This is a genomic window from Pseudomonas sp. KSR10 (assembly GCF_022355455.1).
Taxonomy (GTDB): domain Bacteria; phylum Pseudomonadota; class Gammaproteobacteria; order Pseudomonadales; family Pseudomonadaceae; genus Stutzerimonas; species Stutzerimonas stutzeri_E.
Genome location: NZ_JAKOEN010000019.1, coordinates 979208 through 1000656, shown reverse-complemented (window position 1 = coordinate 1000656; position 21449 = coordinate 979208). Strand labels below are relative to the sequence as shown.

Annotated in this window: 12 protein-coding genes; 8 read left to right on the top strand and 4 right to left on the bottom strand. The window is 61.2% G+C overall.

The genetic code is table 11. From position 1 onward, the window contains the following. The first annotated feature begins 4 nt into the window (after positions 1-4). Genes MCB86_RS13475 through MCB86_RS13465 form a run of 3 tightly spaced genes read left to right on the top strand, consistent with a single transcriptional unit; the run spans position 5 to position 8809 of the window. A complete protein-coding gene (locus MCB86_RS13475) occupies positions 5-7297 on the top strand; it encodes an Hpt domain-containing protein (protein ID WP_239611590.1) in 7293 nt (2430 codons plus the stop codon). Then, entirely contained in the window at positions 7290-8342 is a 1053-nt protein-coding gene (locus tag MCB86_RS13470) for a chemotaxis protein CheB (RefSeq protein WP_239611231.1), read from the top strand. The genes MCB86_RS13475 and MCB86_RS13470 overlap by 8 nt, the downstream gene beginning before the upstream one ends. Then, positions 8339-8809 carry a chemotaxis protein CheW gene (locus MCB86_RS13465; RefSeq protein ID WP_045163985.1) on the top strand — a complete coding sequence of 157 codons (471 nt, stop codon included), beginning with the start codon at positions 8339-8341 and terminating at the stop codon, positions 8807-8809. The genes MCB86_RS13470 and MCB86_RS13465 overlap by 4 nt, the downstream gene beginning before the upstream one ends. Positions 8810-8872: 63 nt before the next feature. Here the strand turns inward: MCB86_RS13465 and MCB86_RS13460 are convergent, their stop codons facing one another. After that, complete coding sequence (locus MCB86_RS13460; protein ID WP_239611230.1) at positions 8873-9601, bottom strand: 16S rRNA (uracil(1498)-N(3))-methyltransferase; 729 nt, start codon at positions 9599-9601, stop codon at positions 8873-8875. Between the two features lie 78 nt (positions 9602-9679). After that, the gene (locus tag MCB86_RS13455) at positions 9680-11086 is read right to left on the bottom strand and encodes an adenosylmethionine--8-amino-7-oxononanoate transaminase (RefSeq protein ID WP_239611229.1); all 1407 of its coding nucleotides are present in this window, start codon (positions 11084-11086) and stop codon (positions 9680-9682) included. Positions 11087-11252: 166 nt separating this feature from the next. On the opposite strand from MCB86_RS13455, the gene MCB86_RS13450 reads away from it, so the two are divergent. The 5 genes from MCB86_RS13450 (at position 11253) to adeC (ending at position 18403) form a co-directional block, all read left to right on the top strand. Next, positions 11253-11807: a cytochrome b gene (locus MCB86_RS13450; protein WP_239611228.1), complete on the top strand. Its 555-nt coding sequence runs from the start codon at positions 11253-11255 to the stop codon at positions 11805-11807. A 47-nt stretch (positions 11808-11854) separates the two neighbouring features. Beyond that, positions 11855-12430, top strand: a complete 576-nt coding sequence (locus MCB86_RS13445) for a YceI family protein (RefSeq protein WP_045163981.1) — start codon at positions 11855-11857, stop codon at positions 12428-12430. 247 nt (positions 12431-12677) lie between these two features. Continuing rightward, on the top strand, positions 12678-13838 hold the full coding sequence (locus tag MCB86_RS13440; protein ID WP_045163980.1) for an efflux RND transporter periplasmic adaptor subunit: 1161 nt from the start codon (positions 12678-12680) through the stop codon (positions 13836-13838). 6 nt (positions 13839-13844) lie between these two features. Further along, positions 13845-16979 carry an efflux RND transporter permease subunit gene (locus MCB86_RS13435; RefSeq protein WP_239611227.1) on the top strand — a complete coding sequence of 1045 codons (3135 nt, stop codon included), beginning with the start codon at positions 13845-13847 and terminating at the stop codon, positions 16977-16979. After that, positions 16976-18403: an AdeC/AdeK/OprM family multidrug efflux complex outer membrane factor gene (gene adeC / locus MCB86_RS13430; protein WP_239611226.1), complete on the top strand. Its 1428-nt coding sequence runs from the start codon at positions 16976-16978 to the stop codon at positions 18401-18403. Before MCB86_RS13435 ends, adeC begins: the two co-directional genes overlap by 4 nt. Before the next feature lie 102 nt (positions 18404-18505). Here the strand turns inward: adeC and MCB86_RS13425 are convergent, their stop codons facing one another. Both MCB86_RS13425 and metF read right to left on the bottom strand, forming a co-directional pair. Next, on the bottom strand, positions 18506-20320 hold the full coding sequence (locus MCB86_RS13425) for a DEAD/DEAH box helicase (protein WP_239611225.1): 1815 nt from the start codon (positions 20318-20320) through the stop codon (positions 18506-18508). A 235-nt stretch (positions 20321-20555) separates the two neighbouring features. Then, positions 20556-21407 (bottom strand): methylenetetrahydrofolate reductase [NAD(P)H], encoded by an 852-nt coding sequence (gene metF, locus MCB86_RS13420; RefSeq protein WP_045163976.1) that lies wholly within the window; start codon positions 21405-21407, stop codon positions 20556-20558. Between the last annotated feature and the right edge of the window lie 42 nt (positions 21408-21449).

Genomic DNA, 21449 nt, shown 5'->3' with positions numbered 1-21449 from the left:
CGCTATGGGTGATCGGCACGATTATGTCGCCCTGGAGTGGGTGAAAGGCGAAATTGCCGAAACGCTGAAGCAGGCGCGGCAGGCCTTGGAAGCGTTCGTCGAAAACCCGCAGGACTCGACGCGGATGCGCTTCTGTCTGACCTACGTGCATCAGGTGCATGGCACCCTGCAGATGGTCGAGTTTTATGGTGCTGCACTGCTTGCCGAAGAAATGGAGCAGCTCGCCCGTGCGCTGCTTGACGAGCGCGTCGCCAGTCAAACCGAAGCGCTTGAAGTGCTCATGCAGGCGATTCTGCAAATGCCGGTCTATCTGGATCGCATTCAGAGCGCTCGTCGCGATCTGCCAATGGTCGTACTGCCGCTGCTCAATGATCTGCGTGCCGCGCGCGGTGAGAAACTGCTGTCGGAAACCAGCCTGTTTTCACCCAACATGTCCGCTCGGGCGCCGGCTTTGTCTGAGGAGTTTCTGGCCCAGCGGCAAACCGAAGACCTTCCGGGGCTGCTTCGCAAGCTACGGCAGATGCTGCAGGTCGCGCTGGTCGGTGTCATCCGCAACCAGGATCTGCCCACCAATCTGGGTTATATGGCACGGGTCTTCGCGCGCCTGGAAATGCTCTGCCGAGATGCACCGCTGGGTGCGTTGTGGCAGATCGCATCGGGCGTCGTCGAGGGGCTCGCCAGTGGGGCCGTCGCCAACGGCACCACGGTCCGGAACCTGCTGCGACAGGTTGACAAGGAGCTCAAGCGGCTTGTTGCGCAGGGCGCCGACGGAATCAACCAGCCGGCACCTGACGAACTGACCAAGAATCTGCTCTTTTACATCGCCAAGGCGCCCACGGAGTCGCCACGCATCAAGGCGTTGAAGGCTGAGTACAGCCTGGACGATGCGCTGCCCGACTGTACGCTGGTTGATGAAGAGCGTGCTCAGCTGGCGGGTCCGGATCGCGGCGCGATGCGTTCGGTGGTGGCAGCGTTGTGCGAGGAATTGGTTCGGGTCAAGGACAGCCTGGATCTATTCGTACGCAGTGACCGTGTGGCCCTGGCCGAGCTGGGGGCACTGCAGCCTCCGCTCAAGCAGATCGCCGATACGCTTGCAGTATTGGGGTTCGGTCAGCCACGCCGGATCATTCTCGATCAGATCGGTGTGGTCGAAGCGTTGGCGCAAGGGCAACAGCAGCCCGACGATGCGGCGCTGATGGACGTGGCGGGTGCGTTGCTATATGTCGAGGCGACATTGGCTGGCATGGTTGGCGGAACGTCTGACGAACGAGGAGAAGAGAGCCACCTCCCGACTACCGATGTTGCGCAGATTCACCGCTTGGTTATCCGCGAAGCGCGTACGGGGCTCGAACAGGCCAAGGACGCGATCATCGAATTCATCGCCTCCCAGTGGAATCATCAACATCTGGCGCGCGTACCGGAGCTTCTGACCCAGTCGCGTGGTGGGTTGGCAATGATTCCGCTTGCTCGCGCGGCGGCGTTGCTGGATGCCTGCAATCGCTACATTCAGGAGCAGCTCCTAGCCAGGCAGGCCATCCCCGACTGGCAGAGCCTGGATACTCTGGCCGATGCTATCACCAGCGTTGAGTACTACCTCGAGCGGCTCAGCGAAGACTGCGGCTCGCAGGGCGATCTGATTCTTGATGTTGCCGAAGAAAGTTTACAGGCCCTGGGCTACCCGCTGCGTGACCAGCCGTCGACGGATGAGCATGATCCGATCGCTCCTGAAGCGGGCCTCGAGCTGTCCGATCCGCTGGACGAAATCGAGGTGTTGCTGCCCGAACCGGCTCCCGAGTTCCTGAATGACGCGCAGCCAGAGCAGCCAGAGCAGCCCGTCGCCGTCCAGTCCGATGACGCTTCGGCTGCTGAGCTGACAACGGTCGATACCGATTTGACTATCGATTGGAGTCCTGAGGGCGGAGACGTCCATGCCGACGAGGTTGCGGAATCTGAAAAGCCAGACTGGCCGAGCGAGACCCTCGATCTAGCGGAATCCGTATTTTCGCAGACCGGCGTCACCGAACCAGACGATCAACTGGTGGAGCCTGACACGCAGCCCATCGATGATTCGCTCGGTGACACTGTGGCATGGAGCGAAGCCGACATGGCCGAACTCGATATGCCAGAGGTGGTGCTGCCGGAGCTGATGGAGCAACCGGTTGTTGCCGAGCCGGCGATGAGCATGGAAGACGTCATGGCGGCACCTGTCGTGTCGATCAACCCCCCAGCACAACATGTTCCTCCTACGCTGCTGCCACCACCTGAAAGCGAGGAGCCGGTCGACGAGGACCTGCTCGAGGTTTTCATTGAGGAAGCGGCCGAGGTCCTCGAAACCATCGGCGAGTATCTGCCACGGTGGTGCGCCGACGCCGGGAACAAGGACGCGCTCGGCGAAGTGCGGCGAGCTTTCCATACGCTCAAGGGCAGCGGCCGCATGGTTCGCGCGCTGATCATCGGCGAACTTGCCTGGTCCGTTGAAAATCTGCTCAACCGTGTTCTCGACCGTAGCATCGATGCGAGCGAACCGGTCAAAAAGCTGGTGACCGATGTGGTCGCGCTGATGCCAGAGCTGGTCGAGGAATTTGCGGCCAAGGCGCAACGTCAGCGTGACGACGTCGATCGTTTGGCTGCCAACGCCCATGCCTTGGCCAAAGGGCAGCCAACCGATCCGGATCCACAAGGTGGCGTTGCACTGGATGAGCCGGTGCAGGAGTCAGTTGTTGAAGATGTCCTTGACCCCCAATTGCTGGAGATCTTCCGCAACGAGGCAGAATCGCATCTCACTACGCTGGTCGATTTTCTTGCCGATTGCGCGCAACGCCTTCCGCAACCGGTGACCGATGCCTTGCAGCGGGCGCTGCACACGCTCAAGGGCAGTGCGCACATGGCCGGAATTCTGCCGGTTGCGGAGATAGCCACTCCGCTAGAGAAAATGGTCAAGGAGTTCAAAGCCAATCTGATACCGCTGGATCTGGCCGAGGCAGAGCTTCTACATGCCGCAGAGCAACTGCTGCGCTGTGGATTAGTCAATCTCGAGCACGACCCGCTGGCACCCATCGAAGGGGCCGATGAGTTCATCGCGCAAGTCCATGCGCTGCATCAGGCTCGGCTAGCGGACGCCAGCGAACGTGGCGATAACGAAGCGGGCGAGCCGCGCGATCCCGGCATGATTGCGCTATTTCTCTCGGAAGGCATGAACATCCTGCTGGACGCTGAAGATCTTCTGCGAAGCTGGCGCGAGCACCCGGCCGAGCGCCAGGAGCTGACCGCGTTGCTGGAAGAACTGACGACGCTCGGGCTCGGCGCGCAAATGGCCGATCTGCCGCAGATCGATGCCCTGTGCCAGGTGCTGCTCAACCTCTATGCGGTTGTGCAGGACGGCCGTCTCGCGGTCAGTGCACGTTTCTTCGATGATGCCGAGCAAGGTCACGAGGCGTTGGTCGGGATGATGGATCAGGTTGCGGCTGGTCTACAGGTGACCGGCCAACCCGAACTGGTGGCCCGTCTCGAAGAACTCTTGGCCGAGGCGATCGATCCGCACGCATACGAGCTGCCGTCCGACGATACACAACCGGAACCCTCTATTCCGACTGTTGCGATTGATGGGCTCGTCGAGGACCCTATCGCCGAAACCGAAACCGAAACCGAAACCGAAACCGAAACCGAAACCGAAACCGAAGCCGAAGCCGAAGCCGAAGCCGAAGCCTGGCCAACCGAATCCCGCTCGGAGCAGGATGAACTGGATGAGGAAATGGTCGAGATTTTTCTCGACGAAGCCGTCGACCTGCTTGAAAGCGCCGGTGGAGCCCTGGAGCGTTGGCTGGGAGATCCCGCCAACCAACTAGCACTCTCGGCCCTGCTGCGCGACCTGCATACGCTCAAGGGCGGTGCGCGGATGGCCGAAATTCGGCCGATCGGCGATTTGGCGCACGAACTCGAAACCCTTTATGAAGGGCTTTCGGATGGCCGCTATGTGCATACCGACGATCTCGCAAAGCTGCTGTTACGCAGCCACGACCAGCTTGCAGTGCAGTTGGAACAGCTCCAGGCGCACAAGCCAATGGATGCTGCCACGAAGCTCATCGAGCACATCAAGGCCTACCGGCAAGGCGTCACGCCAACATTTGAAAGTGGTGTTTCCAGATCCGATGAAACGCTAGCTATTGACGATGCACAGGAGGTGGAGCCCTTAGCCGATGCGCCTGACTCGTCAGCGCTGGAGGGCCGGCTTGATCAGCCGATGCTCGCCACGGATATCGACGCGGACCAGGCCGAGGCTGACGCGGCAGCGCCCACCGATGAGGATATCGGCCAAGTCGAAGACGTGCCGGTATCGAACGGCGCTTTGCCCGTCGAGCCGGAAACGCCTGGCGAGGATGATCTGCCGTTCGCGGCAGATGCCGAGGTTGAGGAGCCCGAACCATTCGAGGTGCCGGCACCGGCGCCGATGACGGAACCCGCCAGGGCTGAAACCGACAGTTTCGAGCATCGCGATCCCGAATTGGTCGAAATCTTTCTGGAGGAAGGTTTCGACATCATCGAGCGCGCCAGCGCATCGCTACAGCGCTGGATGGAGGATGTCGGCAATAGTTTTGAAATCGAAGCGCTACAGCGGGATCTGCACACCCTCAAAGGCGGTGCGCGGATGGCGGATATTCGCGAGATCGGCGATCTGGCACATGAGCTTGAGTATCTATATGAGGGGCTGTGCGCTGGTAACTACCGATCGAGTCCGACGCTCTTCACGCTGCTGCAGACTTGTCATGACCGGCTTGCGGCAATGCTCGACGCGGTACGCGCCAACCGCGAGCTGCCGAGTGGGCAGGATCTGATTGCGACCATTCGACGGTTTCGATCGAATCCCGAAGAGCAACTGAGTATGCCCAGTAGCGTTGCCTTGAAGGCGGCCCAAGACGCTGCCCAGGACGCCGCCGAAGCGGAGATTCTGGACATTTTCGTCGAAGAGGCGGATGACCTGCTGGAAGAGATGGACGCCGCATTGGGGCGCTGGGAAGCCACGCGCGACAGCACAGCTCCTCTGGTCGACATGATGCGTGTGCTGCACACGTTGAAAGGGGGCGCGCGGCTGGCGGGGCAAAATCGCCTGGGCGATATGGCGCATGACCTCGAACAGCGCTTAAGCGAAAAGCAGCTGCAGGGCGGTCCTTGGGAGGACAGCCTGTTCCTGGATGTTCAGGGCGGCTATGACGCCTTGCTCAAGGAAGTCGAAGCGATGCGCTCGCGTTTGGTGAGCGAGACTGAAGCCTTTTCCGCCGAGCAGGCGCAGGACATTCGACAGGACGATCCTCCCGAGTCTTCTGTCATCGTGCTTGAAACACCTATCGTGGCCGCCAGTGTTCAGGCGCCGAGCGGCAATACGCCTGCTAAGGTCCTGCCGTTCATCCGTCGTGCTGAGCAGGCTGCTCTGGATGCTGCCTCTCGTCGTGCACCGCAGGAACTGGTGAAGGTGCCAGCCGACCTCCTGGAAGGGTTGGTCAACCTAGCGGGCGAAACCTCGATTTTCCGGGGGCGGGTCGAGCAGCAGGTCAGCGACGTCGGCTTCACGTTGGGAGAGATGGAAGCCACCATCGAGCGGGTACGTGACCAGTTGCGGCGGTTGGATACCGAAACCCAGGCGCAGATCCTCAGCCGCTATCAGGCTGAAGCAGAACGTGCCGGATACGACGATTTCGATCCGCTGGAAATGGACCGCCATTCGCAGCTCCAACAGCTTTCCCGTGCACTGTTCGAGTCGGCCTCCGACTTGTTGGATCTGAAGGAAACCCTGGCTGCACGTAATCGTGACGCTGAAACCCTGCTGCTACAGCAGGCACGGGTCAACACAGAGCTTCAGGAAGGCCTCATGCGCACGCGCATGGTTCCCTTCGACCGGCTCGTGCCGCGCTTGCGCCGGATCGTTCGCCAGGTGGCGGGAGAGCTGGGCAAGCAGGTCGAGTTCCACGTAGGCAATGCAACGGGGGAGATGGACCGCAGTGTGCTCGAGCGTATCGTCGCCCCGTTGGAACACATGCTTCGCAACGCTGTGGATCACGGTATCGAAGTCGCCGCCAAGCGGGTGGCGGCGGGCAAGCCCGAACACGGCAACATTCGCCTGGATCTGAGCCGCGAAGGCGGGGATATCGTTCTGGCATTGAGCGATGACGGAGCGGGCATCAATCTCGAAGCCGTTCGTCGCAAGGCGATCGAGCGCGGACTGATGCTGGCTGGCAGCGATCTGTCGGATCATGAGGTCCTGCAGTTTATCCTCGAGGCGGGTTTCTCCACTGCCGAGAAGGTGACCCAGATATCCGGTCGCGGTGTCGGCATGGATGTGGTGCATTCTGAGGTCAAGCAGCTCGGCGGCTCCATGAGCATCGAATCGACGCTTGGCAGCGGTACGCGCTTCCTGATCCGCCTGCCGTTTACCGTGTCTGTCAACCGGGCGTTGATGGTTTACTCAGGCGAGGATCTCTACGCGATCCCGCTGAATACCATCGAAGGTATCGTGCGGGTATCGCCTTACGAACTGGAGGCCTATTACCAGCCAGGTGCTTCGCGTTTCGAGTATGCGGGACAGACATACGAACTGCGCTATCTCGGCGAACTGCTCAACAACGGCCAACGGCCCAAGCTGGTAGGTCAGAGCTTGCCGTTACCGGTGATCCTGGTGCGCTCGAACGAGCACAGTGTGGCGGTACAGGTCGATAGTCTCGCCGGTTCCCGCGAGATCGTGGTGAAGAGCTTGGGTCCGCAGTTTGCCACGGTGCCGGGGATTTCTGGTGCGACCATTCTGGGTGACGGTCGAGTGGTGGTGATTCTCGACCTCCTCGCGACCATTCGTGTATTGCATGCGCATCTACTCACGCAGCAGCAGCCGTTGCGTTTGCTCGGCGAAGACGAGCCGGTTGAGATCGAGGCCGATCGGCCGACCCTGGTCATGGTGGTGGACGACTCGGTCACCGTGCGCAAGGTCACCAGCCGCCTACTCGAGCGTAACGGCATGAATGTATTGACGGCCAAGGACGGTGTCGACGCGATCACCCAACTGCAGGAACGCAAGCCGGACATCATGCTGCTGGACATCGAAATGCCGCGCATGGATGGTTTCGAAGTGGCGACCCTGGTGCGTCATGATGACCATCTGAAGGATCTGCCGATCATCATGATCACCTCGCGAACTGGCGAGAAGCACAGGGATCGAGCAATGGCCATCGGTGTGAATCAGTACCTCGGCAAACCGTATCAGGAATCGCTGCTGCTCGAGACCATTCAGCAGTTGGTCAAGCGCCATGACTGAGGTCGCTGCGGCCCGCATCGGCGTGATCGCCGATACCTCATTGCAACGTCATGTGCTGCAGCAGGCGTTGAGCGCCAATGGCTACAAAGTGGTGCTCAACAGCGATCCAGCGCGGTTACAGGAAGCGGACCTGATGGCGGTCGACGCCGATCTATGGCTTGTTGATCTGGCCCAGACGGAAGATTCGCCATTGGTCAATGCGCTGCTCGAACGAGACAGTTGCCCGGTATTGTTCGGCGAGGGACACGCGCCGGAACGTCATTCCGAACACTATCCGCGCTGGGAGCGGCGCTTGTTTGGCAAGCTGAAGCGATTGGTCGGCGATCCATCCCGGGTCGTGGGTCCATGTCTGGAAGTGCTGCGCGGGCAGGCGGAACGCCCCGCGCGCCTGGAGCTGCCCGGTGCGCTGGCAAATGCCGATTCGTGCGCCGGTGAACCGGCGCGCGAGGTCTGGTTGCTGGCGGCTTCGCTGGGCGGCCCGGAGGCGGTGAAGGCCTTTCTCGACGCATTGCCGAGTGGGTTGCCGCTTGGTTTTGTCTACGCTCAGCACATCGAAGCCAGCTTCGAGTCAGCATTGTCCCAGGTAGTGGGGCGACACAGCCAATGGAACGTCAATCAGAGCCGGGAAAATGACTCCATTCGCTGCGGTGAAGTCGTAGTGGCACCTATCAGCCAGGAAATGAGCTTCGGCAAGGACGGCGCCATGTTGTTCCACGAACGTGGCTGGCCCGAGCCCTACAGTCCTTCCATCGATCAGATGATGCTTAATCTGGCGCAGCAGTTCGGCAGCCGCTGTGGGGTCATTGCCTTCAGCGGTATGGGCAGCGATGGCAACGCTGCGGCCGCCTATGTGTTGCGTCAGGGCGGCAGAGTCTGGACCCAGCGTGCCGACTCTTGCGTTTGTTCGAGCATGCCGGACAGCCTACGCGAAGGCGGCTATAGCTCCTTCAGCGGCGATCCACGCGAACTGGCCCAAGCCCTGGTCAATCATTTTGCGCAACAGGCCAACCAGCCCGTTGCGGTTTTGCAACTGGATAACCCATGAGTCAATCCGTTAGTACCCAGGACACTTCCGCCAGCATCACTGGGCTGCTGGTGCCATTGGCCGACCGTACGCTGCTGCTGCCCAACGTAGCCGTCGCCGAGCTGATTCCTTACCGCGCCCCCCAATCCGCGCAGGGCACTCCGTCCTGGTTTCTCGGTCAGGTTTCCTGGCGGGACCTGAACTTGCCGCTGCTGTCATTCGAGGCGGCCTCCGATGGCCAGCCCGAAGTGGGTGCCCAGGCACGAGTTGCGGTGCTCAATGCCGTCGGAGGGCGCGATCATGTGAAATTCATCGCCTTGCTGGTGCAGGGCATTCCTCGCTCGGTGAAGGTTGATTCGAGCCTGGCGCGTTCAGACGTGGCGCTGGCGCCCCTGGAGCTGGACGCGGTCAACCTGGGCGACGTGCAGGCGCGAATTCCGGACTTGGTCGCGCTGGAGCAAAAGCTGGCGGATGCCGGCCTGATCTGACGGGCCCGCACGGGGACCGTTGATCAAGCGATCGTTGGTAAATGGCTATCGATGCGAGCACTCTCAGACGTCAGTCTGGAAGTCGCCCCATAGCTGCTGCGCAACGCTCAATGCCACCACCGGTGCGGTCTCAGTGCGTAACACTCGCGGCCCAAAGCGGGCCGGTTGAAACCCGGCACTACGGGCCTGTTCGATCTCGGCATCATTCAGCCCTCCTTCGGGGCCGATCAGAAATGCCAGCGTAGCGGGACGCTGATGGGTCGTCAGCGGTTCGGCCAGCGGATGCAAAACCAGCTTCAGATCCGCCTCCACGGCAAGCCACTCCTGCAGCGACATCGGCGGGTGGATGGTCGGGATAACCGAGCGGCCGCACTGTTCGCAGGCGCTAATGGCGATCTGACGCCAATGGGTCAGGCGTTTGTCGGCCCTTTCGTCTTTCAGGCGAACTTCGCAGCGCTCGCTGACGATCGGCGTGATCTCCGTGGCACCGAGCTCCGTCGCCTTCTGAATAGCCCAGTCCATTCGTTCACCGCGCGACAGACCTTGGCCGAGATGAATCTTTAACGCCGATTCGGACAGGCCAGCCAATTGCTCGCGCAGTTCGACCTTCACATGCTTCTTGCCTACCTCGACCAGTTCGCCCCGGTATTCCTGGCCGCTGCCATCGAACAGCTGCACCACCGCGCCGGTTGATAGCCGCAAGACCCGGCTGATGTAATGCGCTGAGGCTTCTGGCAGATCCTGCGTGCCAAGCGAGAGTGGTGCGTCGATGAAAAAGCGGGATATGCGCATCGGGAAAGCTACGGTCGGAAGTCGAGGCGGCAGTCTATAGCGTTCGCCGCGGGCTCAGAAGCCCGCGCCGTACCCTAGCTAACCCGGATCGCGAAACTCCTTGGGTGCACCCGGTGACACGGGAACGCTGACGGTCGTGCGTGTTGCGATATCGATACCCTCGGTGGCCACTTCGGCGAGGAAGTCGATCTGCTCCTCGGTGATGGTATAGGGCGGCAGGAAATACACCACGCTGCCCAGCGGACGTAGCAGTGCGCCGCGTTGCAGGGCGTGTTGATAGACCTTGAGCCCGCGCCGCTCCTGCCAGGGATAGGGAGCTTTGGTGGCCTTGTCCTGCACCATCTCGACGGCGACTGCCATGCCGGTCTGGCGTACTTCAGAGACGTTCGGATGGTCTTGGAGGTGGGCCGTAGCGGACGCCATTCTCGCGGCCAGCGCCTTGTTGGCCTCGATGACGCCGTCCTGCTCGAAAATATCCAAGGTTGCCAGCGCTGCGGCACAGGCCAATGGATTACCGGTATAGGTGTGCGAATGGAGAAAAGCGCGCAAGGTCGAGTAGTCGTCGTAGAACGCCTGATACAGCTTGTCGGTCGTCAGTACCGCGGCCATGGGTAGGTAGCCACCGGTGAGCGCCTTGGACAGGCAGAGGAAATCAGGCGTGATGCCCGCCTGCTCGCAAGCGAACATGGTTCCGGTTCGGCCGAAGCCGACGGCGATTTCGTCGTGGATCAGGTGTACATCGTAGCGATTGCACGCGTCGCGCAGCAGCTTGAGGTAGATCGGGTGATACATGCGCATGCCGCCAGCGCCCTGAATGAGCGGCTCGACGATGACCGCAGCGATCTGCGCATGGTGCTCAGCCAGGGTCCGCTCCATATGGGCGAACATGTCGCGCGAGTGCTCTTCCCAGCCCATGCCGTCGGGACGCAGATAGCAGTCCGGGCTGGGGACCTTAAAGGTATCTAGCAGCAGCGGCTTATAGGTGTCGGTAAAAAGTGCCACATCGCCCACCGACATGGCCGCCACGGTTTCGCCGTGATAGCTGTTGGTCAGGGTGACGAAACGCTGCTTGTTCGGCTGCCCGCTGTTGCGCCAGTAGTGGAAGCTCATCTTTAGCGCGACCTCGATGCCGGTCGAGCCGTTGTCGGTATAGAACACCCGGTCGAGCCCGGCCGGTGTGATCTGCACCAGACGCTCAGATAGCTCGACCACCGGCTGATGACTGAAGCCGGCGAGCATCACGTGTTCGAGCTGGTCGAGCTGGTCCTTGATGCGTTGATTGATGCGCGGATTGGCATGGCCAAACACATTGACCCACCAGGAACTGACCGCATCCAGGTAGCGTTTGCCATCGAAATCCTCGAGCCAGACGCCTTCGCCACGCCGTATAGGGATAAGCGGAAGCTGTTCGTGATCTTTCATCTGAGTGCATGGATGCCAAAGTACGGAAAGGTCACGCTGCATCCAGCTGTCGTTCAGGTTCATCTTGGCTCCTTGGCATTGGCGTCGACGCAGCCTAGCAGAAACCGGACGATGGCTCTGACTCGGAGCATCTATCTGCTTGCCCGATAATTTGAAACGAAAAAATGCGATTCATTTCGATCTATAAGCCGTTAGGCTAATCCTCCTGTTCTTCTATCGAGACGCAACCATGCAATGGCGCAATTCGCCCAATAACTACGGACTGGTGAGCATCGTCATGCATTGGCTTATGGCGGCGGCGGTGTTCGGCTTGTTTGCGCTGGGTTACTGGATGGTCGGTCTGAACTACTACAGCAACTGGTATCGCACCGCCCCTGATATCCATAAAAGCGTTGGCCTCGTGCTGCTGGCGCTGATGATCTTCAGAGTCATCTGGCGGCTCAGCAGTCGGGGGCCGGGCCCGGTGCCTGGCCATTCCTCGCTGGTGCACCGAGCGACCAAGGTGGGGCATGGCCTCCTGTATCTCGGCCTGTTCGCAGTAATGATCTCCGGTTACCTGATCTCCACCGCAGACGGCCGCGGGATCGAGGTGTTCGGCTGGTTCGAGGTCCCGGCGCTGGTCACCTCGATTCCTAACCAGGAGGACGTGGCCGGCCTGGTGCACCAGTACCTCGCCTGGGCTTTGGTGATCCTGTCCGGGCTGCACGCGTTGGCGGCACTGAAACATCACTTTATCGACCGCGATTCGACGCTTGATCGCATGCTCGGCCGCGCCGATGCCTGAGGTCTCGTTAGACCACCTTTAAACCATTTTTAGAAAGGAGCGACCCAATGTTGAAAAAAACCCTCACCGCACTTGCCCTGAGCTCGATGATTCTCGCTGGCCAGGCGACCGCCGCTGATTATGTGATCGATACCAAAGGACAACACGCCTTCGTTAATTTCAAGATCAGCCATCTCGGCTACAGCTGGCTTTGGGGCAGCTTCAAGGAATTCGATGGTGGCTTCAGTTTCGACGCCGACAAGCCTGAGGCCAGCAAGGTCAAGGTCAGTCTGGATACGGCGAGTGTCGATACCAACCATGCCGAGCGTGACAAGCATTTGCGCAGCGAAGATTTCCTCAACGTGTCCGAACATCCGAGCGCGACCTTCGAGTCGACATCGGTCAAGCCCACCGGCGAGGGCACCGCTGACATCACTGGCAACCTGACGCTCAATGGCGTGACCAAGCCAGTGGTAATTGCCGCCAAGTTCATCGGCGAGGGCAAGGATCCGTGGGGTGGCTATCGCGCCGGCTTCGAAGGCACTACTACGCTCAAGCTCAAGGATTTCGATATTAAGATGGACCTGGGCCCAGCCTCCCAGACAGTGGACCTTATCATCTCGGTAGAAGGTGTCCGGCAGTAATCGGAAGAACGCTCCATCAGACGCCGGCGCAAAGCCGGCGTTCTGCTTTTTTGCAACGTGACTACGGCCGGGTTCAGGCATTTGCATGATGTGCCGAATCGATAGCGTCAATTGGCGCGATAGCGCATTGGAGACGCGATTGTCTGTTTACAGACATTGGTGAATGTAAGTATATTCCTCGCATTCTGCCATTCGAGTCTGTCCGAGCTGTCCTGCTCGGGTTAGCTGTTCAATGAGGTCGCTTCCGATGTCAATCAAGTCAGCCGGCGCTGCTCTGATCACGCTTTTTGCCACCGCGACGCTACTCAGCGGTTGCCAGGAAGAAGAGGCGGCGCCAGCCGCTGGGCAGCAGATTCCGCAGGTGGGTATCGTGACGCTCGAAGCCGAGCCGTTCACTCTGACTACTGAACTGCCGGGCCGCACCACTGCGTACCGGGTGGCGGAGGTTCGGCCGCAGGTCAACGGAATCATTCAGAAGCGCCTGTTCACCGAAGGTAGTGAGGTGAAGCAGGGGCAGCAGCTCTATCAGATCGATCCGTCCGTTTATGAGGCCACGCTGAAAAGCGCCGAGGCACGGCTAGCCTCGGCCAAGTCGCTGTCTGATCGCTATGGACTGCTGGTCAAAGAGCAGGCGGTGAGCCAGCAAGCCTACGACGAGGCCCGTGCGGCATCGCTGCAGGCGCAGGCCGAACTCGAACGGGCAAAAATCGACCTACGTTACACCAAGGTACTTGCGCCCATCTCCGGCCGCATCGGCCGCTCTGCGGTGACCGAGGGTGCGCTGGTCAGCAACGGCCAGACGCAGGAACTGGCGACCATCCAGCAGTTCGATCCGATCTATGTCGATGTGACCCAGCCGGTGCAGGACCTGATCGCGTTGCGTGCTGACCTGGAAAGTGGCCGGCTGCAGCAGGCCGGAGATAACGTCGCCAAGGCCCGACTGATCCTGCCGGGCGGCGCCGAGTACGGACATGAAGGTACGCTCGAAGTGTCCGAGGTGGCTGTGGACGAGGGCACCGGTTCGGTCACGCTGCGCGCCGTGTTTCCGAATCCGGACAAGAACTTGCTGCCGGGCATGTTCGTCCACGCACGGCTGCTGGCTGGGGTACGGCAGCAGGCCTTGTTGGTGCCGCAGCAGGGCGTTACCCGTAACGCTCGCGGCGAGCCGACCGCGCTGGTGGTAGGCCCCGACAATAAGGTTGAGCTGCGCCAGATCAAGACGGAGCGCGCGGTGGGCAATCGTTGGCTGGTCAGCGACGGCTTGAAACCCGGCGACCGGGTCATCACCGAAGGCCTACAGTTCATCCGCCCCGGTGCCGAGGTCAATCCGCGCCCGGCCGGCAACGTGCAGCAGGCCGGCCAGGCTGATGGGCCGGCAGGTGTACCTGCTGCCGGCCAGGGGGAATAACCAACCATGTCCAGATTCTTTATCGATCGGCCTATCTTCGCCTGGGTTATCGCCCTGGTGCTGATGCTTGCCGGTACGCTGGCGATTCTCAATCTGCCGGTCAATCAATATCCCAGCATCGCGCCGCCAAATGTGGCGATCTCTGTCAACTACCCGGGCGCTTCGGCGCGGACCGTCCAGGACACCGTCGTCCAGGTCATCGAGCAGCAGCTCAATGGCCTCGATGGGTTGCGCTACATCTCATCGGAGAGCAACTCCGATGGCAGCATGACCATCAACGTGACGTTCGAGCAAGGGACCAACCCCGATATCGCTCAGGTCCAAGTGCAGAACAAGCTGCAGCTGGCGACTCCCCTCCTGCCGCAGCAGGTGCAGCAGCAGGGCATCCGTGTGTCCAAGTCGGCGCGCAACTTCCTGATGGTGGTCGCGCTGGTATCCAAGGACGGCCAGCAGAGCAACTTCGATCTGGCCAACTACATCGTCGCCAACATCCAGGATCCGATTTCCCGGACGCAGGGCGTTGGTGACTTTCAGGTATTCGGCGCTCAATACGCGATGCGTATCTGGCTCGACCCGGCCAAGTTGCAGCAGTACCAGCTGACTGCTGTCGACGTCCGCTCGGCGATACAGGAGCAGAACGTCCAGGTGTCATCCGGTCAGCTTGGCGGTTTGCCGGCGCTGAAAACCCAGCAGCTCAACGCCACCATCATTGGCAAGACCCGTCTGGAAACCCCAGAGCAATTCCAGAAGATCTTGTTGAAGGTCAACCCGGACGGCTCGCAGGTACGCCTGCGCGACGTCGCTAAAGTCGAGCTCGGCGCCGAAAGCTATTCAATCCGCGCCGAATACAACGGCCAGCCAGCTGCGGGCCTGGGCATTCGCCTTGCGGCAGGTGGCAATGCATTGGACACCGCCAATGCGGTGCGCGAGACCATATCCAAGCTGGAACCCTTCTTTCCGCCAGGCGTCGAGGTGGTGTACCCCTACGACACCACACCGGTGATCTCAGCTTCGATCGAAGGCGTGGTGCACACGTTGCTCGAAGCCTTCGTGCTGGTCTTTCTGGTGATGTTCCTGTTCCTGCAGAATCTGCGGGCGACGCTGATCCCGACATTGGCCGTGCCGGTGGTAATTCTCGGTACCTTCGCGATCCTGCTGACCTTCGGCTACAGCATCAACACGCTCACCATGTTCGCCATGATCCTGGCCATCGGTCTGCTGGTGGACGATGCCATCGTGGTAGTAGAGAACGTCGAACGGGTGATGCGCGAGGAAGGGCTCTCGGCCCGGGAGGCGACGCGCAAATCCATGGGCCAGATCCAGGGCGCCCTGGTGGGGATCGGCGTGGTGCTTTCAGCCGTGCTCCTGCCGATGGCCTTCTTCGGCGGCTCCACCGGTGTGATCTACCGCCAGTTCTCCATCACCATCGTCTCGGCCATGGTGCTGTCGGTGTTGGTCGCGCTGATTTTCACTCCGGCGCTGTGCGCTACCATCCTCAAGCCGCATGACGGCGATCACGACGGCAAGCGCGGTTTCTTCGGCTGGTTCAACCGCACGTTCGATCGCGGCACCCAAGGTTACGAGCGCGGTGTGGCAGGTGTGCTCCGGCGCAAGGCGCCCTACCTGCTGATGTATCTGTTGATCGTGGGTGTGATGATCTGGATGTTTACCCGCATTCCCACCGCTTTCCTGCCCGAGGAGGATCAGGGCGTGCTGTTCGCGCAGGTGCAGACGCCAGCCGGTTCGACCGCCAACCGTACCCAAGAGGTGGTCGAGCAGATGCGCGACTACTTGCTGAACGAGGAAAGCGAAACGGTCCGTTCGGTGTTCACCATTACCGGCTTCAACTTCGCCGGTCGCGGCCAGAGTTCTGGCATGGCTTTCATCATGCTCAAACCCTGGGAAGAGCGCACCGAAGCCGGGCAGGGGGTATTCGACCTGGCCCAACGCGCCCAGGGCTATTTCTTCAGCCTGCGCGACGCCATGGTGTTCGCCTTCGCGCCGCCTGCGGTGATGGAGTTAGGCAATGCCACTGGTTTCGACGTCTATCTGCAGGATCAGGCCGGGCTCGGCCACGAGGCCCTGAGCCAAGCGCGTGATAAGTTCATGGAACTGGCGGGGCAGGATCCGACGCTCACCGGGGTTCGCTTCAACGGCCTGCGAGACGAGCCGCAGTACCACCTGATCATCGACGATGAAAAGGCGCGGGCCCATGGGGTTTCGCTCGCAGCGATCAACGACTCGCTGTCGATCGCTTGGGGCTCGAGCTACGTCAACGACTTCATCGACCGCGGGCGCGTCAAGCGCGTTTATATGCAGGGTGAGCCCACCTCGCGGATGAACCCCGAGGATCTCGGCAAGTGGTATGTGCGCAACGATGCCGGCGAGATGGTTCCGTTCACCGCCTTTGCCAGTGGCAAATGGACCTATGGGCCGCCCAAGCTGACGCGTTTCAATGGCGTGCCGGCGATGGAGATTCTCGGCTCGGCCGCTCCGGGCTACAGCTCCGGCGAGGCGATGGCGGCGGTCGAGCGGATCGCCGAGCAATTACCTACCGGCATCGGCTATTCCTGGACGGGCCAGTCTTATGAGGAGCGTCTGTCCGGTTCGCAGGCACCGGCGTTGTATGCCCTGTCGCTGCTGGTGGTATTCCTGGCGCTCGCGGCGCTCTACGAGAGTTGGGCAATTCCATTCTCGGTCATGTTGGTCGTGCCGCTGGGTATCGTTGGCGCGCTGGCCTTTACCATGGGGCGTGGGTTGTCCAATGACGTTTTCTTCCAGGTGGGGCTGCTGACCACCATTGGCTTGTCGGCGCGTAACGCGATCCTGATCGTCGAGTTCGCCAAGACCTTGCACGAGCAGGGCATGACATTGGTCGAGGCGGCGATCGAAGCCTGCCGCATTCGTCTGCGGCCTATCGTGATGACCTCGCTGGCGTTCATGCTCGGCGTGCTTCCGCTTGCGATTTCCAGCGGCGCGGGCGCGGGCAGCAAACATGCGATCGGCACTGGTGTGATCGGCGGCATGCTCAGCGCTCTGTTGCTGGCAATATTCTGGGTACCGCTGTTTTATGTCCTGGTGTCTTCGCTGAGTGGGCGCAGAAAAAAGGTCGCTGAAGAACCTAAGGGAGATACCCCATGAACAAGTCGGTAATGGCCCTGGCACTGATGGCGGCGCTGAGCGGTTGCTCCCTGATTCCCGAGTATCAGCGCCCTGATGCTCCTATGGCGGCTAGCTGGCCGGAAGGCGAGGCCTACGAGGGTGCTTTCAGCGCGTCTCAGGGGCAACAGACTCTGGACTGGGAAACCTTCTTCCGCGACCCGGCACTGCGGCAACTGATTGGCGTGGCATTGGAAAATAACCGCGATCTGCGTGTCGCGGCGCTTAACGTCGATGCCTATCGGGCGCTTTATCGCATCCAGCGAGCCGACCTGCTACCAGCCGTGAGCGCTGACGGTTCCGGGAGCCGCACCCGGACGCCAGGAGACCTCAACCAGACCGGGCAGAGCGCGATCAGCAGTCAATACAGCGCGACGCTCGGGGTGTCCTGGGAGCTGGATCTGTTCGGTCGCCTCGGCAGTCTGCGTGAGCAGGCGCTTCAGGAGTATTTCGCCACCGAAGCAGCGCAGCGCAGCACGCAGATCAGTCTGATCGCCAGTGTTGCCAACGCCTGGTTGACGTTACAGGCCGATCAGGCCCTGTTGCAGGTCAGCCGCGACACTTTGAAGACTTACGAGCAGAGCTTGGGTCTTACCCAGCATAGCTTCGATGTGGGTGTCGCTTCGGCGCTCGACTTGAGCCAGGCACGCAGCGCGGTGGATACCGCGCGGGTCCGTATCGAACAGTACACGCGTCAGGTGGCGCAGGATCGCAACGCGCTGACGTTGCTGCTCGGACAGAACATCCCGGGCGACCTGCCGGTCCCTGGCGAATTACAACGAGAACAGTTAGCAGCGTTGCCCATCGGTCTGCCGTCCGATCTGCTGCACAAGCGCCCGGACATCATTCAGGCCGAGCGCCAACTCAGGGCGGCCAATGCGAATATCGGCGCGGCCCGAGCGGCGTTTTTCCCGAGTATCAGCCTGACCGGCGCGGCGGGTACGGCAAGCAGCGAACTGTCTGACTTGTTCGGGGGTGGCTCGCGTTACTGGAATTTCTCGCCGAGTATCAGCGTGCCGATCTTCAATGCTGGCCAATTGCGCGCCAACCTCGATTACGCCGAGATCAGCCGCAACATCCAGGTGGCGCAGTACGAGACGGCTATTCAGACCGCCTTTCGCGAGGTGGCTGATGGTCTTGCTGCCCAGGCCACCTATACGCGTCAGGTACAGGCGCAGCGCGACCTGCTGGATACCAGCGAAGACTACTTCCGTTTGGCGGAACGCCGCTACCGAACCGGCGTGGACAGCTATCTGACGCTGCTGGATGCCCAGCGCCAACTGTTCGATGTGCAGCAGCAATACATCACCGATCGCCTGGCGCAGATGATCAGCGAGGTCAATCTGTTCAAGGCATTGGGTGGCGGCTGGGACATGCAAGCAGAGCCGATCCCCAGCGAAGGCTGATTGTCTTCGAGAGGCGCCAGCCGCGACAACGACTCCTGCGATGCAGACGCACCAACAAAAGCGCCGCCCCGAAGGGCGGCGCTTTTCTTGGCGCATTTCAGCTCAGCGATTGCGGGTCAGCAAGGCTGGCTTCTCGCCGCGGGGTTTCGTCGGCAGCTGGTCCAGTTGCTCAGCGCTGGGTAGCCGATCGAGCTTCGACTCCTTGTGGATGATGACGGGCTGCTTTTCCTTCGGCTTGGCCGCGACGTCCTGGCGGGCGCCACCGTCATTGTCGATCCGACGGCCTTCGTTCTTGCGGCGTGGCTGACCACCGCGCGATTGCCCCTGCCGTTTGCCTTTACCCTGGCCGGCACCGCCTGTCGAGGCTCCAGCGCCGCGCGGGCCTGCCGCCGCACGCGGCTGGCCCGTACCTGGCTGTGCGGGTGCGCCCGGGCGACGGCCACGGCCTTGCTTGTTCTGATAAGGACTGACGTAATCGACGCGATTACCGAAATTGTCCAGCTCGTCATCGAGAAACACTTCCGGATCGCGATCGCTGGGCAGGCGTGGTGGGCGGCTGACCGGAGCGGTGGCCGTGTCGGCTGTCGTCGAGCCAGGCGTGGCGGCCTTGGCGTTGCGCGGCTTGTTCCGCCCGCGGCGGTTGCGCTCGCGCTCTTTCGGCTCACCGCTGGATTCCGCTGCCTTGGCAGCGCGCGGCTTGCGCTCGCTGTTGCGGGCAGGTCGCGGTTGACGTGGCTCGCGTACTTCGGGTTTTTCCGCCTCGATGGTACTGGCGTCGAAGCCCATCAGGTCACCGTCTGGAATCTTCTGCTTGGTCATCCGCTCGATGCCCTTGAGCAGTTTTTCCTCGTCGGGCGCCACCAGGGAGATCGCCTCGCCGCTGCGACCGGCGCGACCGGTCCGGCCGATGCGGTGCACATAGTCTTCCTCAACGTTGGGCAGCTCGAAGTTGACCACATGGGGTAGCTGATCGATATCCAGACCGCGCGCAGCGATATCGGTGGCGACCAGAATCCGCACTTGGTTGGCCTTGAAGTCGGCCAGTGCCTTGGTGCGCGCGTTCTGGCTCTTGTTGCCGTGAATCGCGACCGCTGGCAGGCCGTGCTTGTCGAGGTATTCGGCGAGGCGGTTTGCGCCGTGCTTGGTGCGGGTGAACACCAGCACCTGCTCCCAGGCGCCCTGAGTGATCAGGTGGGCCAGCAGAGCACGCTTGTGCGAGGCCGCCAGGCGGAATACGCGCTGTTCGATGCGCTCGACCGTGGTGTTTGGCGGGGTGACCTGAATCTTTTCCGGCTCGTGCAGCAGCTTGCTGGCGAGGTCGGTGATGTCCTTGGAAAAGGTCGCCGAGAACAGCAGGTTCTGGCGCTTGGTCGGCAGCTTGGCCAGGACCTTCTTGACGTCATGGATGAAGCCCATGTCGAGCATGCGGTCGGCTTCGTCGAGGACCAGAATTTCCACGTGAGAAAGATCGATGGCCTTCTGGTTGGTCAGATCGAGCAGGCGGCCGGGGCAGGCGACCAGTATGTCGACGCCCTTGGCCAGGGCCTGCACCTGTGGGTTCATGCCTACACCACCGAAGATCACCGCGCTTTTGAGCGGCAGATCGCGGGCATAGACCTTGAAGCTGTCGTGAACCTGGGCAGCGAGCTCGCGGGTTGGCGTCAGCACCAGTACGCGCGGTTGGCGTGGGCCGTGCCGGTGTTCGCGATCGGGATGCCCGCCCGGGAAAAGAATTTCGAGTACGGGGAGGGCAAAGCCACCGGTCTTGCCGGTTCCCGTCTGTGCCGCGACCATCAGGTCGCGTCCTTGCAACACGGCGGGAATAGCCCGCTGTTGCACCGGTGTAGGCTGGGTGTAACCGGCAGCCTCGACGGCACCGGCTAAAGCCTCGGAGAGACCGAGGGAAGCAAAGGACATGAGTAATCCTGTCTTGTATAGGGCGTTGCCCTGGGATGATCATGCCTGGCTCGAATCGCGACTGGCGTGCGATCCCGTCCGGTCCTGCCGCATTGGAAGATGCTGGCATCCGGGCGTAAGCCTGGCGGAAGCGCGGAGTATAACAGAGCTTGTTAACACCGCATTGCTAGGACAGTGTGGCAGTTCGCAGGTTCATTGACCAGCTCCCTGTTTCGCAGGGAGCTGGATCGATGTGTCAGCGGGTCAGCTTCAGGTTGTCCCAGATGGCCAAGCTGGGCTCGGCCTGGTTCAGAGTGTAGAAGTGCAGGCCCGGTGCGCCACCGGCCAGCAGCTTCTCGCACATCTCGCTGATCACCTGCTCGCCGAAGGCGTGGATGCTGTCGGCGTCATCGCCGTACGATTCCAGCTGCTTGCGCACCCAACGGGGGATTTCTGCACCGCAGGCATCGGAGAACCGCGCCAGCTTGCTGTAATTGGTGATCGGCATGATACCTGGAACGATCGGCGTCTCCACACCCAGCTTGCGCACGCGCTCGACGAAATAGAAGTAGCAGTCGGCATTGAAGAAATACTGGGTGATGGCGCTGTCGGCGCCGGCTTTGGCCTTGCGCACGAAGTTGGCCAAGTCGGTCTCGAAGTTTCGCGCCTGCGGATGCATTTCCGGATAGGCGGCGATCTCGATATGGAAATGGTCGCCGGTTTCGCTGCGAATGAACTCCACCAGTTCATTGGCGTAGCGCAGCTCGCCGCTGGCCATGCCCATGCCTGACGGCAGATCGCCGCGCAGGGCGACGATGCGCTTGATGCCGGCATTCTTGTACAGGTTGAGCAGCTCGCGCAGTTCCTGCTTGCTGTCGCCGACGCAGGAAAGGTGCGGCGCGGTGGGCACCTTCACTTCACCGTCGAGCTGCAACACGGTGTTCAGGGTGCGATCGCGAGTCGAGCCGCCTGCACCATAAGTGCAAGAGAAAAAATCTGGCTGGTATTCGGCCAGACGCCTGGCGGTGGCTATGAGCTTTTCGTGCCCGGCGTCGGTCTTGGTCGGGAAGAACTCGAAGCTGAAGTTGTGGCTACGTGGTTGTGACATGACAGTTCCTTTGAGCGATCGGCCGCACCCTCTCCCGTACGA

Excerpts from the sequence above, each read along its gene's own strand:
- MCB86_RS13475 (WP_239611590.1), top strand. The coding sequence starts at position 5 with ATGGGTGATCGGCACGATTATGTCGCCCTGGAGTGGGTGAAAGGCGAA.
- MCB86_RS13470 (WP_239611231.1), top strand. The coding sequence starts at position 7,290 with ATGACTGAGGTCGCTGCGGCCCGCATCGGCGTGATCGCCGATACCTCA.
- MCB86_RS13465 (WP_045163985.1), top strand. The coding sequence starts at position 8,339 with ATGAGTCAATCCGTTAGTACCCAGGACACTTCCGCCAGCATCACTGGG.
- MCB86_RS13460 (WP_239611230.1), bottom strand. The coding sequence starts at position 9,601 with ATGCGCATATCCCGCTTTTTCATCGACGCACCACTCTCGCTTGGCACG.
- MCB86_RS13455 (WP_239611229.1), bottom strand. The coding sequence starts at position 11,086 with ATGAACCTGAACGACAGCTGGATGCAGCGTGACCTTTCCGTACTTTGG.
- MCB86_RS13450 (WP_239611228.1), top strand. The coding sequence starts at position 11,253 with ATGCAATGGCGCAATTCGCCCAATAACTACGGACTGGTGAGCATCGTC.
- MCB86_RS13445 (WP_045163981.1), top strand. The coding sequence starts at position 11,855 with ATGTTGAAAAAAACCCTCACCGCACTTGCCCTGAGCTCGATGATTCTC.
- MCB86_RS13440 (WP_045163980.1), top strand. The coding sequence starts at position 12,678 with ATGTCAATCAAGTCAGCCGGCGCTGCTCTGATCACGCTTTTTGCCACC.
- MCB86_RS13435 (WP_239611227.1), top strand. The coding sequence starts at position 13,845 with ATGTCCAGATTCTTTATCGATCGGCCTATCTTCGCCTGGGTTATCGCC.
- adeC (WP_239611226.1), top strand. The coding sequence starts at position 16,976 with ATGAACAAGTCGGTAATGGCCCTGGCACTGATGGCGGCGCTGAGCGGT.
- MCB86_RS13425 (WP_239611225.1), bottom strand. The coding sequence starts at position 20,320 with ATGTCCTTTGCTTCCCTCGGTCTCTCCGAGGCTTTAGCCGGTGCCGTC.
- metF (WP_045163976.1), bottom strand. The coding sequence starts at position 21,407 with ATGTCACAACCACGTAGCCACAACTTCAGCTTCGAGTTCTTCCCGACC.